General features: G+C 74.8%; 20 protein-coding genes. 14 read left to right on the forward strand and 6 right to left on the reverse strand.

Annotation, left to right across the window (positions count from 1 at the left end):
• Positions 1-9: 9 nt before the first annotated feature.
• Complete coding sequence (locus AC2TEW_RS04550; RefSeq protein ID WP_484621974.1) at positions 10-750, forward strand: hypothetical protein; 741 nt, start codon at positions 10-12, stop codon at positions 748-750.
• Positions 751-753: 3 nt separating this feature from the next.
• Complete coding sequence (locus AC2TEW_RS04555) at positions 754-1,404, forward strand: Fic family protein (protein ID WP_484621975.1); 651 nt, start codon at positions 754-756, stop codon at positions 1,402-1,404.
• A gap of 20 nt (positions 1,405-1,424) precedes the next feature.
• Here AC2TEW_RS04555 and AC2TEW_RS04560 read toward each other — a convergent pair whose 3' ends face one another.
• Complete coding sequence (locus AC2TEW_RS04560; protein ID WP_484621976.1) at positions 1,425-1,859, reverse strand: ATP-binding protein; 435 nt, start codon at positions 1,857-1,859, stop codon at positions 1,425-1,427.
• 274 nt (positions 1,860-2,133) lie between these two features.
• Between AC2TEW_RS04560 and AC2TEW_RS04565 the strand changes: the two genes are divergently transcribed.
• Positions 2,134-2,256 (forward strand): hypothetical protein, encoded by a 123-nt coding sequence (locus AC2TEW_RS04565; protein ID WP_484621977.1) that lies wholly within the window; start codon positions 2,134-2,136, stop codon positions 2,254-2,256.
• On the opposite strand, the gene AC2TEW_RS04570 is transcribed toward AC2TEW_RS04565, so the two are convergent.
• The 3 genes from AC2TEW_RS04570 to AC2TEW_RS04580 form a co-directional block, all read right to left on the reverse strand.
• The gene (locus tag AC2TEW_RS04570) at positions 2,225-2,413 is read right to left on the reverse strand and encodes a hypothetical protein (protein WP_484621978.1); all 189 of its coding nucleotides are present in this window, start codon (positions 2,411-2,413) and stop codon (positions 2,225-2,227) included. The two genes, AC2TEW_RS04565 and AC2TEW_RS04570, sit on opposite strands and share 32 nt — an antisense overlap.
• Before the next feature lie 245 nt (positions 2,414-2,658).
• Positions 2,659-2,814, reverse strand: coding sequence for a DUF6131 family protein (locus AC2TEW_RS04575; RefSeq protein WP_484621979.1), 156 nt, complete (start codon positions 2,812-2,814; stop codon positions 2,659-2,661).
• Between the two features lie 50 nt (positions 2,815-2,864).
• Positions 2,865-3,035, reverse strand: a complete 171-nt coding sequence (locus AC2TEW_RS04580) for a hypothetical protein (protein WP_484621980.1) — start codon at positions 3,033-3,035, stop codon at positions 2,865-2,867.
• 372 nt (positions 3,036-3,407) lie between these two features.
• Between AC2TEW_RS04580 and AC2TEW_RS04585 the strand changes: the two genes are divergently transcribed.
• From AC2TEW_RS04585 to AC2TEW_RS04630, 10 genes are all read left to right on the forward strand, one after another.
• Positions 3,408-4,052, forward strand: a complete 645-nt coding sequence (locus AC2TEW_RS04585; protein WP_484621981.1) for a GAP family protein — start codon at positions 3,408-3,410, stop codon at positions 4,050-4,052.
• A gap of 113 nt (positions 4,053-4,165) precedes the next feature.
• The gene (locus tag AC2TEW_RS04590) at positions 4,166-5,326 is read left to right on the forward strand and encodes a carboxylate-amine ligase (protein WP_484621982.1); all 1,161 of its coding nucleotides are present in this window, start codon (positions 4,166-4,168) and stop codon (positions 5,324-5,326) included.
• A gap of 259 nt (positions 5,327-5,585) precedes the next feature.
• The gene (locus tag AC2TEW_RS04595) at positions 5,586-5,999 is read left to right on the forward strand and encodes a hypothetical protein (protein ID WP_484621983.1); all 414 of its coding nucleotides are present in this window, start codon (positions 5,586-5,588) and stop codon (positions 5,997-5,999) included.
• 59 nt (positions 6,000-6,058) lie between these two features.
• A complete protein-coding gene (locus AC2TEW_RS04600; RefSeq protein WP_484621984.1) occupies positions 6,059-7,114 on the forward strand; it encodes a DUF2804 domain-containing protein in 1,056 nt (351 codons plus the stop codon).
• A 75-nt stretch (positions 7,115-7,189) separates the two neighbouring features.
• Entirely contained in the window at positions 7,190-7,630 is a 441-nt protein-coding gene (locus tag AC2TEW_RS04605; RefSeq protein ID WP_484621985.1) for a VOC family protein, read from the forward strand.
• A 141-nt stretch (positions 7,631-7,771) separates the two neighbouring features.
• Entirely contained in the window at positions 7,772-9,610 is a 1,839-nt protein-coding gene (locus AC2TEW_RS04610) for a glycoside hydrolase family 15 protein (RefSeq protein ID WP_484622054.1), read from the forward strand.
• A 292-nt stretch (positions 9,611-9,902) separates the two neighbouring features.
• Positions 9,903-10,259, forward strand: coding sequence for a PRC-barrel domain-containing protein (locus AC2TEW_RS04615; RefSeq protein WP_484621986.1), 357 nt, complete (start codon positions 9,903-9,905; stop codon positions 10,257-10,259).
• Between the two features lie 22 nt (positions 10,260-10,281).
• On the forward strand, positions 10,282-10,449 hold the full coding sequence (locus AC2TEW_RS04620) for a hypothetical protein (RefSeq protein WP_484621987.1): 168 nt from the start codon (positions 10,282-10,284) through the stop codon (positions 10,447-10,449).
• A 373-nt stretch (positions 10,450-10,822) separates the two neighbouring features.
• Positions 10,823-11,218: a PGPGW domain-containing protein gene (locus tag AC2TEW_RS04625; protein ID WP_484621988.1), complete on the forward strand. Its 396-nt coding sequence runs from the start codon at positions 10,823-10,825 to the stop codon at positions 11,216-11,218.
• A 200-nt stretch (positions 11,219-11,418) separates the two neighbouring features.
• A complete protein-coding gene (locus tag AC2TEW_RS04630; RefSeq protein WP_484621989.1) occupies positions 11,419-11,823 on the forward strand; it encodes a hypothetical protein in 405 nt (134 codons plus the stop codon).
• Positions 11,824-11,871: 48 nt separating this feature from the next.
• Here AC2TEW_RS04630 and AC2TEW_RS04635 read toward each other — a convergent pair whose 3' ends face one another.
• Complete coding sequence (locus AC2TEW_RS04635; protein WP_484621990.1) at positions 11,872-12,681, reverse strand: YwqG family protein; 810 nt, start codon at positions 12,679-12,681, stop codon at positions 11,872-11,874.
• 103 nt (positions 12,682-12,784) lie between these two features.
• Complete coding sequence (locus tag AC2TEW_RS04640; protein ID WP_484621991.1) at positions 12,785-13,480, reverse strand: alpha/beta hydrolase; 696 nt, start codon at positions 13,478-13,480, stop codon at positions 12,785-12,787.
• A 240-nt stretch (positions 13,481-13,720) separates the two neighbouring features.
• Here AC2TEW_RS04640 and AC2TEW_RS04645 point away from each other — a divergent pair, with 240 nt between their 5' ends.
• Entirely contained in the window at positions 13,721-14,221 is a 501-nt protein-coding gene (locus AC2TEW_RS04645; protein ID WP_484621992.1) for a hypothetical protein, read from the forward strand.
• Positions 14,222-14,398 lie beyond the last annotated feature (177 nt).

A 14,398-nucleotide genomic window follows, 5' to 3' on the forward strand; every position in this document is an offset into this window, starting at 1 on the left:
ACTCGCCCGATGCCGTCCAACCCGCTGCCGTACCACCGGTCCCCCTCCGGCCTCACCTGGGCCGAGGTCGACCCCCGCACCCACCCCTTCGACGGCCCGTCGGCCCGCGCCGCGGTCGCCGCGCTCGGGCCCGCCCGGACGGTGCCGGTCCGGCCCGCCGGAGCCGCCGCCGACGCGGCCGTGATCGGCTGGTCCCACGGCGAGGGCCGGGCCTGGACGGACACCATGACCGGAGCCCTCGCCGACCACTTCGGCGACTGGGCCCTCGGCTGGCGGTGGGCCCACGACGAGGGCGACATCGGCGGCGGACCGGTGGGCAGCTGGTGCTGCCCGCGGGACTCGATCACCTCCCCGGACGCAACCCTCACCAGGGTCGCGACGGCGCTGTGCGAGTGGCGCGGCTGGCTGGAGGAGCTGGCGGAGCAGTTCGACCGCCACCGGCTCGACACCGTCCCGGCCGGGGACCGGCAGGAGGTGTGGGAGCGCGCCGCCGTCCACCTGGTCACCCAGGTCGTCGACCGCACCGGCGCGGGCGACGCCTGGTACGGGCACTGCGAGCAGGTACTCACCTGGTTCCTCACCCGCTGGGGCGTGCCGGCGGGCGAGGCGCAGGCCCTGGTCGCGGAGGCGATCGGCGGACGGTTCGAGAGCTGGACCGGACCCGGACCCGACCTGCTGGACGACGTCGCGCAGCGCCTCGCACAGTCGATCGGCGAGGCCGACGCCGACGCCGACACCGACGGCACCTGAGCCGTGCCCGACCACCTGCAGACCTGGCTCACCGTCCGCGAGACGGTCCCCTGGCACCGGACCCGCGCCGCCGCGAGCGACCGCCCGTTCACCCCGGCCCGTGACGGAGCCGTCCACGACATCCGCTCTTTCGACCACGCCCGCAGCCCCGAACGGGCGGACGCCCTGCTCGAGGCCCTGCACCGGGTACGGGCGGACGCCGCCGGCGGCCCGCCGCTCACCTGCGAGCTGCTCACCGGCTGGCAGCGGCACCTGCTCCGGTCACCGGACGTCGCGTTTCGCACCCGCCCGGCGTACGCCAAGGCGGGCCGCGAGCAGTACGGCATCGCACCGGACACCCGCAGCCGGTTCGAGGCCTGCCTGGCCCAGGGCGACGACACCCGGCTCCCGCTCGCCGCCCGGGCCGCCCGCGCCTACCTCGACGTCTGCTTCTTCCACCCGTTCGACGACGGCAACGCCCGGTCGGCCTTCCTGACCCTCACCTTCGTGCTGGCCCGCGCCGGCGTCGTGCTCGACCAGGTCGGCCCGATCCGCCGGCTGTCCCGCCGCGCCGACGACCCCGCGGGCGCCCTCGCCCTCGCGGACCTGGTGGCCGTACTGACCGACACCAGCAGGCACCGCGGCACCCCGGCGCCCCTGCCGCTCGTCCCGTAGGGCCTGTCCGGCCGCGCGGATCACGTGCTCCGCGGGCCGCCCGGTCGGGCGGGCGGGCGGAAGCAGACCGTGACGGTCTTGCCGGACCGGTCGGTCCGGGCGCGCCAGCCGTCGGAGAGCGCGTCGATCAACGCCAGTCCGCGGCCGGAGGTCGCGTCGGACCCGGCCTCGCGCGGTCGCGGCGCCACGGCCGAGCTGTCGTGCACGCTGACGTAGAGGCAGGTGCCGTCCCAGGTGAGCACGAGATCGGCGTCGCTGCGCGCGTGCAGGTGGGCGTTGGTGACCAGTTCGGAGACGGTGAGGACGACCGCGTCCGCGGTCTCGGGGGCGTGCACGGTCCAACCGAGTTCGTCGAGATGCCGGCGGGCCCACACCCGCCCGGCCCGTACGCCACTGGCGACGGGCAGCATCCGGGCCCAGCCGAGGGCCTTCATCGCGGGCTCCTGAGCGTTCACGTCCCCGTTCCCTTCCGGTTCTGTCCCCTCCGCCACCCCTACGGCTGCCCGCCTCCGGCCCGGGCACACCCGTCCGTGCTCACCCGTTCGTGCTCACCCGTCCGTGTCCGACCGCATGGCGCACCGAGCCTCGGCGCCGGGCGGTCGGTGCCCACGATCCGTACGTTCCGGGCTCCGCGACAGTCCCCGGTGTGGTGTGACGGGCGGACCCGGGGGCAGGCGAGCGCCGGCCGGTCGGGGAGGGCCCGGCGGCGATCCACGGGAGGTGCGGACGATGGCGATACTGGGTGTCCTCGCGCTGGCGGTCATGCTCTTCGGCGCCGGGCTCGGCCTGGCGGTCGCCGCCGTCGGGCTGAGCGGCTGGTTCACCGCGTCGCCGCCCCCGCGCCGGCGCTGACCGAGGGTAGCCCCGGGCGGGCCCGAAGCGGGCTCAGGGTGAACAGCCGGTGGTGCTGGAGGTCCGCGAGGTACACCGTGGCGGTGCCGATACCGAGGGCCTCGGTGTACGTCCGGGCGATCGAGGGCACGTCCGCCGGGTCCTGGGTGCGCTGCACGCCGAGCACTCCTCCAGCAGCTGTTCGCCGAGCACGAGCGGCGAGGTCCGATCGGACATGGCCCCGGCCGAGCCTGTACCCCACGGCGGCCGCGCACCCAAGTTCCACCGGGTGGCGCAGCACCCGCGACGGGGCCCCGACCGCGGTCGGCCGGGGCCTGGTGGCGCGATTCGGCCCGGTGAGGGCGGCCCGGTCGTGCCGGATAGGTGAGGCCGGCCCGGTCGTGCCGGATCGGTGGTGTCGGCTCAGTAGTAGTGGCGGCGGCCGCCGACCTCGTGCCCCACCGCGCCCATGATCCACAGGATCAGGCCGACGACGACCAGGACGACGCCGATGCTCCACAGGATGGAGATGCTGGTGACGAATCCGATGACGAGAAGGATGACTCCCAGGGCGATCATGCTGACCTCCGTTGTCCGCCCCCTGCGAAAGTTGGTCCAGGTCTCGGTGCTCACGGGGCGCGGGTGCCGGCCGCCCGTGCCTCGGGCCCCTCGTCCTCGTCGCCGTCCCGCGCCTCGGCCCGGACCTCCACCGGGGTGGGCGCCACGACGTTCCGTTCCTCGGCGGACCGCCCGCGCGACGTCTCGTCGGGCTGCGGGGTGCTCTCCTCGGGAGTGGGCACGGCACAGTCCTCTCCGCGCGGCCGGTCCCTTCGGGTGGGACACTCCGCGTCTGCCCGGGCCGCCGGATCCCACACCCTCCGGCGGCGGTGCGGGTCGACCCGACGGACCCGCGCCGCCGCCGGGGCGGACGTCGGGGGCCGCGGTGGAACGGGCCGCGGAGGGCCGCGGTGCGCTCCCGGCCGCCGTGGCCGGTCCGACCAGCGGCGGGCCTGCTTTTCGGGTGATCCGGGCGTGGCTGGCTTGACCCGTCCGGCCCGAACGCCCAGGGTCGGAGCTGCGGCGCAGTCCGTGAACAGTCAGCGAGGCCCTGCCCGCCGGTGCGCCCGCCCGGGCGGGAAGCGGCCCTGAGCGCAGGACGGACGGGTACGCCGGTGGTCCTCGACCTGGTGGTGATCGGAACGGCCATCACCCTGGGGCCGTTGCACAACAGCGCGTTCATCCTGCTGCTCTCCTCCGGGCGCGGGACCCGCAACGGACTGGCCTTCCTGCTCTCCTGGCTGGCCAACCTCGCCGCAGTGATCACCTGTGTGCTGCTGCTGACCGGCGGCACACCCCCCGCCCACCACAGCCAGCCCTCCGTCGCGGCGGTCGCGGCCAAACTCGCCATCGGCCTCGGCCTGGTGCTCTACGGCGAGTACCTGCGCCGCCGGCCACCCCGTCCGCCCCGGCCGCCGCGCTGGGCCGCCCGGGTCGACCGGGCCAGGCCCGGCAGCGCCGCCGGACTCGCCTGGCTCCTGCAGCCGTGGGCGCTGGTCGGCGCGGGTGCGGCGACGGTCATCGACGCGGACCTGTCCTCCTGGGCGGGCTGGCTCGCCCTGGCCGCCTACTGCCTGCTGGCGTCGCTCAGCCTGATCGCGATGCAGCTGTACGCCGTCCGCGCACCGCAGGCCGCCGCCGCGCGGCTCAACGCACTGCGGGCCTGGGTGGAGGGCCACCAGAGCCAGCTGGTGATCACGCTCTCGCTGGTGGTCGGCGTCTGGCTGGTGGCCAGGAGCATCTACGACCTGGTGACCTGAGCCGCGCCACGGTGGCCTGAGCCGGAGCCGGACCCGGCCGGTACCGGACCGGAAGTCCGCTCCGGGAGCCGCCGGCCAGGTGTGGCCGCCGGGTGGGCGGGTAGCCCGGAGGTATGAGCACTGCCACCGGCGCCGATGTGCCGGGCGGTGGCCGGACCGGCCCGGGGACGGGCGCGGGGCCGACCATCGGCGTCGAGGAGGAGTACCTGCTGATCGACCCCGACAGCGGTCTGCTGCTGCCACGGGTCGACCCGGTACGCAAGGTGGCCGGTCTGCACCCCGCCGTGCACCACGAGGAACTGCAGAACGAACTCCTCCAGGCCCAGATCGAGATCGCCACCCCGGTCTGCCGGGACCTCGCGGAGGTCGGCGGTCACCTGCTGCGCCTGCGCCACACACTCGCCGCCGCCGCCGAGGCGACCGGCTGCCGGCTCGCCGCCAGCGGGACGGCCCCCTACGCGCCGACCACGCCCCCGGAGATCACCGACGCGCCGCGCTACCACTCCATCCGGCGCGACGTCTCCCGGCTGGCCGACGAGGCGCTGATCAACGGCATGCACGTGCACGTGGCGGTACCCGACCCCGCCACCGGCGTCGAGGTGCTGAACCGGCTCCGCCCGTGGCTGCCGGTGCTGACCGCACTGTCGGCCAACTCGCCGCTCTGGTACGGCTCCGACACCGGCTTCGCGAGCTGGCGCACCGTGGTCTTCGGACGCTGGCCGATCAGCGGGATCCCGCCGCACTTCGCGGACGCGCAGGACTACGACCACCGGATCGACCACCTGCTGGCGGCCGGCCTGATCCGCGACCGGGGACAGCTGTACTGGCAGGCCCGGCTCTCGGCCCGGTTCCCGACCGTCGAGCTGCGCGCGATGGACGTCCAGCTGCGCGCCGACGAGGCGGTGATGCTGGCGGGGCTGGTCCGCGCGCTGGTCGTCACCGTGATGCGGGACGCGGCCGCGGGCCGCCCCGCGCCGCAGCGGACGCCGGAGAGCCTGGAGGGCGCCGCCTGGCACGCCGCCCGGTACGGCATGGACGGCACGCTGCACGAGCCGGCGACCGGAATGGCCCGCCCGGCCGCCGAACTGGCCGGCGACATGCTGGCCCAGCTCGCGCCGGTCCTGGAGGAACTGGGCGACACCCGGGCGGTGGCCCCGCTGGTCGAACGCCTGCTGCGGGAGGGCAACGGCGCCGAACGCCAGCGCCGCGAGCTCGCGGACCACGGACGGTCCGGGCTGGTCGCGATGATCGCGGCGGAGAGCGCGGCGGCCTGAGCGCGGCAGGCTGAGGGGCGGCAGGCTGAGGGGCGGCGGCCGCCGCACGGTGCCCGGTTGTCGGTGGTCCCCCGTAGGGTCCGGGTATCGGGCCGGACGGAGATCGTGAGGGACTCGCGGCCACGGGGGGTGGGCGGTACGTCCCCGGCAGCCGGCTCGGGACCGACAGGACCGGACTCCACCCCCCGCCTCCGCCCCGTCCCGGACCGGAGCCGTCCGCGGTGACCCGCGAGTGGGACGCTGCCGCTATCGTTCGGGCATGGACATGGGGGCCGAGGTCGCACTGCTGGTCGACGAGGCGGAGCAGCAACTGAACGACGGGGTATGGGACCTGACACCGGGCGACCGGTCCCTGGCCCGCCAGGCCGCTGCCGAGCTGCACGCCGCCGTCGGCGGGCCCGGCGGCGCGGGACGTCCGGCGGACATCGACCGCCTGGAGCACCTGCGCGAAGCCCTCGCCGTGCTGGCCATCGCCCTCTCCCGCACCCACGGACGGCTGGCCTGGTTCCTCGCCGGGGGAAGCGCGGCACTCTCACCCGTCCTGCACTGGCGGGCCCTGCCCGCCGGTGACCGACCCGCCTTCAACACCGTGCTCCCGACCCCGCGGCAGTACAGCGACGCCGAGGCCGCGGTACGCCGGCTCGGCGCCATGCTCACCCGGCTCGGCACCTGACCGCCCCCGCGCCGGGCCGCGGTATCGCCGGCACGCCGCGCAGGCCGTAGGGTCCCGCCATGGCCACCCACGAACGCGAGATCACCGGTCCCGTCGACCTCTGCCTCGACGACGGGCGGCTGGACCCGGTGGCGGTCGGCTGGTCCCGGCGGCCGCTGCACCGCAGCGCGATCCGCGGCTGGGGGCGCACCAAGCGCTGGGAGTACTGGTGCGTCACCACGCCGACCCACCTGGTCGCGCTCACCGTGAGCGATCTCGACTACCTGGCGCTGAACTCCCTCTACGTCCTGCGGTTCGGCGCCGACGACGGCCCGGTACGGGAGTTCGAGCGCACCGCGATCGTGCCCGGCGGATTCGGTGTCCGCCTTCCCGACGGCATCGCGGGCGCCGCGGGCTGTCCGCCGGTACGCGTCGGACCCGAGCGGCCCGTCCGGGGCCAGGTGTGGGTGGAGATCGGCGAGGCGGACGGCGGAACCCGGCTGCGGGCGCGGTGCGTCGGCCCCGGCCGGCGGCCCGTCGAGGTCGACCTGCTCGCCGAACTCCCGGACGGGCACGAGACGCTGTCCGTCGTCGTCCCCTGGGGCGAACGCCGGTTCCAGTACACCTCCAAGCACACGGCCCGGCCGGCCTCGGGGACGCTGCGCATCGGCGACGAGGTGCTCGGCTTCGGCGAGGACGCCTGGGCCGTCCTCGACCACGGGCGCGGACGGTGGCCGCACCGGGTGGCGTGGAACTGGGGCGCCGCGTCCGGCCGTACGGACGGGCACACCGTGGGCCTGCAGTTCGGCGGCCGGTGGACCCGCGGCACCGGCTCGACGGAGAACGCGCTGTGCGTGGACGGCCGGATCTCCAAGATCGGCCAGGAGCTGGAGTGGCGGTACTCGCCCGGGGACCCGCTGCGGCCCTGGACCATCCGCGGCGGAGGACCCCACGAGATCGAGCTGACCTTCACGCCCTTCCACAACCGGGCCACCCGCACCGACCTCGGCCTGCTCGCCAACCGCACCGACCAGTGCTTCGGCCACTACGCGGGGACCGTCCGCACCGACGACGGCGCGCGCATCGCCGTCGACGGGCTGCTCGGCTGGGCGGAGGACGTCCGGATGCGGTGGTAGCGGCCGGAATCCCGTGGCGTGGGGCACGGCACGCCGGGCCCGCCGGTGTCGGACCCGCTTCCTATCCTGGGGACCATGACCATTCAGCGCATGGACAACGTCGGCATCGTCGTCGACGACCTCGACGCCGCCGTCGCCTTCTTCACCGAACTCGGCATGGAGCTGGAAGGCCGGATGCCGATCGAAGGCAGGTGGGCGGGAAAGGTCGTCGGGCTCGACGGCATGCGGAGCGAGATCGCGATGATGCGGATCCCGGGCGCCCCGGGCCGGCTCGAACTGGCCACCTACCACGCCCCGAAGTCCATCACCCCGGAACCGGCGACCACCCCGGCGAACACGCTGGGCCTGCACCGCGTCATGTTCGCCGTCGACGACCTCGAGGACACCCTCGCCCGCCTCCGCCCGCACGGCGCCGAACTCGTCGGCGAGGTGACGCGCTACGAGGACAGCTACCTGCTCTGCTACCTCCGCGGGCCGAGCGGCATCATCCTCGCGCTGGCCGAAGAGCTGAGCTGAGCTGAGCTGAGTGTTGCGCGGTACAGGGCCGGGTGCGCCCGCCGGCGGCGGACCGGCTCCTTCGGCGCCGCGGCACGCCGCGCTCTAGCATGAGAGACGAGATTCGGCTCGATGCCCCGCACCACCGGTGAGGAGGCGGCCATGGCGCTGGACGGCAGAGGCGGACCCGGGGAACCGGACGGCTCCCGGTATCCGCCGATCTCCGAGCACGGCCTGATCGGCGACCTCCGTACCGCGGCGCTCGTCGCGACCGACGGCACCATCGACTGGTACTGCTGCCCGCGCTTCGACGCACCCAGCGTGTTCGCGGCCATCCTCGACGCCGACCGGGGCGGCAGCTTCGAACTGGCCGCCGACGTGCCGGCCCGGACCCGGCAGTTCTACTTCCCCGACACCAACGTCCTGATCACGCGGTTCTTCGCCGCCGACGGGGTCGCGGAGATCCAGGACTTCATGCCCGTCGTCGACGAGTCCCGCGAGGCCGACCGCCACCGGCTGATCCGGCGGGTGCTCTGCGTCCGCGGGGTGCTCCCGTTCCGGGCGAAGGTCGCGCCGCGCTTCGGCTACGGCACCGAGCCGCACACCGTGCACCTCGACGGGCACGAGGCGGTGTTCCGCTCCCCGTCCCTGACGCTCGCGCTGACCACCACCGCGCCCCTGGAGAGCGACGGCGTCGACGTGTGGTCGCACTTCAAGCTCCTGGAGGGCGAGTCCCACGTGTTCGCCCTCGACCGGATCGGCGACGACCTCGCACCCCGGGCGTGTCCGCGCGCCGAGGCGCAGGAGCAGGCCGAGGCGACCGTCCGGTTCTGGCGCCACTGGCTGTCCCGCTCGCAGTACCACGGCCGCTGGCGGGAGATGGTGCACCGCTCCGCCCTGGTCCTGAAGCTGCTCACCTACGCGCCCACCGGCGCGATCGTCGCGGCGCCGACGATGAGTCTGCCCGAGCAGATCGGCGGCGAGCGCAACTGGGACTACCGCTACGTCTGGGTCCGCGACGCGGCCTTCTGCGTCTACGCCATGCTCCGGCTGGGCTTCACCACGGAGGCCGAGGCGTTCATGGGTTTCATCTCGGAGCACGGGATCCTGCGGGGCACCCGGGAACGCGGCCCGCTGCAGATCATGTACGGCATCGACGGGCGCCGCGACCTGCCCGAGTACGAGCTGCCCCACTTCGAGGGCTACCTCGGGTCCGCGCCGGTGCGGGTCGGCAACGCCGCCACCGGGCAGCTCCAGCTGGACATCTACGGCGCCCTGATCGACTGCATCTACCTCTACGACAAGTGGGGGCAGCCGATCAGCAGCGGCCACTGGGACGAGGTCGGTGCCGTGGTGGACTGGCTCTGCGAGCACTGGGACCAGCCCGACGAGGGCGTCTGGGAGACCCGGTCGGGCCGGCGCGAGTTCGTGTACTCGCGGCTGATGTGCTGGGTCGCGCTGGAACGCGCGATCCGGATCGCCAACCGGCGCGGACTCCCCGCCGACCTGCCCCGCTGGCGGCAGTCCCGCGACGCGATCTACCGGCAGATCATGGCCCGCGGCTGGTCGGCCGAGCGCTCGGCGTTCGTGCAACAGCTCGACGGCAGCGTCCTCGACGCGTCCCTGCTGATGATGCCGATGGCCAAGTTCGTCTCGCCGAGCGACCCCAAGTGGCTCTCCACACTGGACGCGCTCACCTCGGACCTGGTCTCCGACTCGCTGGTCTACCGCTACGACCCGGCGGCCAGCCCGGACGGACTGCGGGGCCCCGAGGGCACCTTCTCGATCTGCTCGTTCTGGTACGTCGAGGCGCTGGCCCGGGCGGGCCGGCTGGAGGAGGCCCGGCTGGCGTTCGAGAAGATGCTCACCTACGCCAACCACGTCGGCCTGTTCGGCGAGGAGATCGGCCGGACCGGCGAACAACTCGGCAACTTCCCACAGGCGTTCACCCATCTCTCGCTGATCAGCGCCGCTTTCAACCTGGACCGCGCACTCGGCTGACGCCCGCGTCGCCCACGGTCGCACGGCCTGGCCCGGGCCGCGGCGGTGCCGCCGCCCCGCCGCCCAGTCCGCCGACACCTTCTGCGACGGCAGCGGCCTCGAGTTCCTGCTCCGCCTGCGAGTGGCCGCTGTCGCGGAGGGCCGCAGCCGAAGGCCCGGACGTTTTGTCGTCCGGGGCCGTGAGAATCCGGAGCGGCCGGGTAGGCGCGGTACCAGGAACCGGCCCACCAGGCCCGCCCCACCGGGGCCGGCCCACCAGCACCGGCCGGAGCCACGCGATCGGAGGCCGCGGATGATCCAGCTCGCCGACATACGGGAATGGCGCGAACACGATGTCGTCGACCGGGACGGCAAGAAGATCGGCGCCCTGGAATCCATCTACGTGGACACCGCCACCGACGCCCCGGCCTTCGCCACCGTGACCATCGGCCTGCCCACCCGCCACCGGCTCGTGTTCGTCCCCCTCGACGGCGCCCAGGCCGGGCCCGGCTACGTCCGGGTCGCCTTCCCGAAGGCATCGGTCAAGGACGCACCCGCGATCGACGTCGACGGCGTCCTGCCGGCCGAGGACGAGCCGGCGGTCTTCGCCCACTACGAGCTTCCGTACACCCCGGGCACGGGCGGCGAACGCCGGCTGGCCCGTCGCTGAGAGAAAGGGGTGACCTTCCCCGATGGCATGGATCCTGCTGCTGCTCCTGCTGGCCGTTGTGCTCGGCCTGATCGGCGCCGTCGCCAAGGGCCTGATCTACCTGCTGGTCATCGGCATCGTCGTCTTCATCGCCGCCCTCGCGCTGTCCGCCGTCCGCCTCCGCCGGACCGGCCGACGCCCGACCCGCTGACCGCGCGGGACCTCACGGCCCACTCCACGGGCCCGGCGGTCCGACGCTCCTTCCTGGCGTTCGCCCGGCGCGGCCCGCTCGGTGGCAGGTGATGCGAAGGCCGACCTCCAGCGCTGCTCCCTCCCCGTCGACGCTGCCGGACGCCGCTCCCGTGCCACCCTCCCCGGCCGCAGGCTGCCGCGCAGCACCCGGAACGGAACGTCGCAGCCCACCGCAGGCCGAAAAACGACACGCGCCGGCCGTCCTGCTGTTCTCCGCCACCGCCCGGGCGGCGGTGTCGGACGCGGCGTCCGGCGGCCGTGCAACCGGACCGGACTATGGTGGGCGGATGGGTGAGCAGCGGCGACGGCCCGGTGGCGGGGAGCCGGCGAGGGTGAGGCACCCGCTGGCGCGGGCGGTCCTCGCCGTCGGCGGGGGCCTGCTGATCGTGGTCGGCGTCATCCTGCTCGTGCTGCCGGGCCCGGGGCTGCTGCTGGTACTCGCGGGCCTGATCCTGCTCTCCCGGGCCGTACCCGCCGTGACGCGGTACGTCGAGCCGGTGCGGGTGCGGGCGATGCAAGGGGCCGAGGCGAGCGTCGCCTCGCGATGGCGGATCCTCGGCTCGGTCCTGGCCGGTCTCGGCCTGATCGGCGCGGGAGTGGTGTGGGGCCTGCTGACCGGCCTGCCGTTCTCCGGCTGGAGCACCGGATCCAGCCTGATCCTCTCCGGCACCGTCCTGCTCGCGCTTCTCGTCTGGAGCCACCGCAGGGTGCACGGCAACCGCCGTTGACCTCCCGCCCGGGAGCGCCGGATGCCGTGGGCCGGCGGGCTCCGGGTGCGTAGCGTCCACCACGGACCGGCACCCAGGCACCGGAGCGACCCGGCAGCTCCCGGGCGGTGGTGCGCGGCCCTCCCCGGGCGGGCCGCGGTGGAACCGGCGAGGTCGGCGCCGCGTCGCGGTACACGGGAACGATCATCTCGGGGGGCGGCATGGAGTCGACGAAGGACCGGACGAGGGCCAAGGGCTGCGCGTGGGCGGTGGTGTGGGGCCTGGCCGCCCTGGTGCTCGCCACGGCGGGCACCCTCTACGGCAACATCCGGGTCATGGACGCCTGGCACTGGTGCCTGACCCAGGACCACGAGCCCGACCCCACCATGGCCGCGGCCACCCGGTCGGTGTGGGTCGTCATGCTGGCGGTGCTGGTGGTGCTCCGCGTGGTGGTGTCCGACCTGGTGAACAGCCGGTGGTACGTGATGCTGCCGGTGCTGTGCGTCGCCGCCGCGGCGATGACCTGGCTGTACGTGATCGGGATGGGCGGCCCCGCCCCCGTGCCGCCGGGTGCCCCGGAGGAACAGGCCTGCTGGACCATGCCGAGCTTCCCGTTCCTGCGCTGATCCGCACCCCGCCCGAGGCCGCCCCGGCTCGCCCGTCGGCGTCCCCGATCAGTCGAAGCGGTGCGCGAACGGGCGGTCCGGGCAGCCCCGGCACTCGAAGAGGTACACGCCGCCCAGGTCACCGAGGCTCAGGCCGGCACCCTCGAAGCCGCGTTCGCGGTCCTCGACCGGGGTCCACGCCCACCGGGGGTCGCTCTCCTCAGTGCTCTCCACCGTCAGCAGGTGGTCCATCGGCCGCCGGCAGCCCGGGCAGCACGGCCACCGCGGGTCCTGGCCCCAGCCCGGCCAGCCGCCGAGCTTGGACCCGGGTGCCGTGGACAGGTGGTCCTGATAGTCCCAGCCGGTCTCGCGCTGCACCCGGTCGATGCGGTCCTCCAACTCGTCCCAGAGCTCCTGCGGGAGGTCCCAACTCGCGTACTCCGTGACCGGTTCGGGGTGCAGGACGCACGGCCGCGGCACGTTGCCGTACCCCGCCTGCGCCGGTGGCGGCGGCGCCTGCCGCACCGCCCCGACGGCCGCCGCCGACCGCCAGTGCACCGCGGGCACCACCCACCGCTCCCCGTGGTAGAGCGGGCACCAGAGCACTTGGAGCAGGTCGCACCCGGCGGGGAACGGCAGCAGGTCCGGCACGTCGGCGCGGTGGATCTGGACGACCGCGACCATGGGCGACCCCGCGTGCTCGGGGCACGACGGCCACGGTTCCCCGGCGGGCCACAGCAGCGGCCCGCCGAGCGAACTGTCGCCGGACGTCGGCTCACCCCGCCGGGGGTGCAGTCGTACGGTGTCCCGGCGGAACGGGACCACCTCGGGGAAGAGCTCCTCGACGGGCAGCGGGCGCGGGGGCGTTCGACGGGTCACCGCTGGACCGTACCTGCCTGATCCGGCCCGGCGCACCGGGGATTTTCGCCGCGGGCGGGCCGCCGGCCCGGCCCCAGGGCGGGCGACGGTGACCTCCTCGCCGTCACAGGCCCAGCAGCAGGTCCCGGACGGCCGCGGGGCGGGACAGGAACGGGTGGTGGCCCGCGTCGAGTTCGACGACAGCGCCGGCCCGGCGGGCGAACTCGCGCTGCAGCGCGGGCGGGGTGCCCCGGTCCTCGGCGCAGACGAGGTACGTCGACGGCACCTGCTGCCAGGCGGCCGCGCGGACCGGCTCGCCGGTCACCCGTACGCTCTGCCGGGCGAGGTGATCGGCCGCCTGCACCTGGACCGCCGGGTCGCAGTCCTGGAGGAACGTGTCCACCAGCAGTTCGGGGCGGACCCCGAAGGTGCCGGCGCCGGGGTCGACGTCGAGGAACGGGGAGGGGCCGCCGTCCCCGAAGTCCGACAGGCTCTGCCCGACCTCGGGCAGGTAACTGGTGATCAGCAGGAGATGGCGCACCGCCCCGACGCCCGCGGCGGCCTCCGCGGTGACGATGCCTCCGTAGCTGTGGGCGACCACGACCGTCGGCGCGTCGCCGGCCAGCAGCACCTCCCGCACCGCCGCCACGTCCTCGGCCAGCCCGGCGCCACCCGCCCCCGCGGCCGGTCCCGCCTCGCCGCAACTCGGCAACGCCGGGGCCACGCTCGCCACGCCCCGCTCCTGCAGCAGCTCGGCGGTGCGGTGCCACCACCACGACCCGTCCCGCACGCAAGCCCCGTGCACGAACACGACCCTCATCGCCACCTCCACATCGGTCCCGGTTCCCCCGGCCCATCCTGCTGCGTCGGCGGCCCGCCGATCAGGCTGCTCCGCGATCTCCCGAGGATCGGAAGGTAAAAGATGGGCAAAGTGGCGGGCTGGTTCGCCGAAACGGCTCTCTCTCCTCTGTGGACGGGCGCACCGGCCCTCCGAAGCCCGCAGCAGCACCCCACCCCACCCACCGCACCGCACCGCACCGCACCGAACCAGGATGGTCCCGTGAACGATCTGCCCATATCGTCCCTCCACGCTCTGCCGGACGGGAACGCCGAACTCCATGTGGTCCTGACGCTCAGCTGGAACGACGTCGCCTCCCTCGGCCGGGAGGCCGGCCGGCTGGCCACCCGCCTGCAGCGCGCGGTCAGCCTCGACGAGGCGGCCAGCCACATCCTGAGCGCCCGGCCGGAGACCGCCGCCCCCGCACGGGCCCGGGCCACCCCCGCGCTGGCGCAGCCCGCCGCGCCGGCCGTCCCCGCACAGGTCGAACAGGCACGGCAGAGTGCCGAGTTGATGATGCGACCGGCCGCCGCTGCGGACCCGGCGAACGCGGGCGCACCGGCGGTACCCGCAGCACCCCCGGCTGCCCCGGTATCCGCAGCACCCCCAGCCGCCGTCCGGCCCGAAGCGGTCGCCGCACCGACCCGGCCGACCTCGACGGTGCCCACCGCGGTGCCGACGTCGGCACCCACCGCGGCACCGGTCACGGCACCGGCCGCCTGAGCGCTCCCGTGCGGCGGACCCGGCGCGGCCTGCTCCGGCCCGCCCCGGGGCCGCCGCACACCCGCGGCGAAGTCCGGTCCACTTCGCTCGCCTGCGTGGGAGGCGTTGTCGGCGAGGCCCCCTAGCATGGGCGAATCTTGATCATCCCCGGGCCGGGCCGCCGGTGGCGCCACGCCG

The sequence above is a fragment of the Kitasatospora sp. NEAU-CNBT7 genome (genome assembly GCF_057220535.1).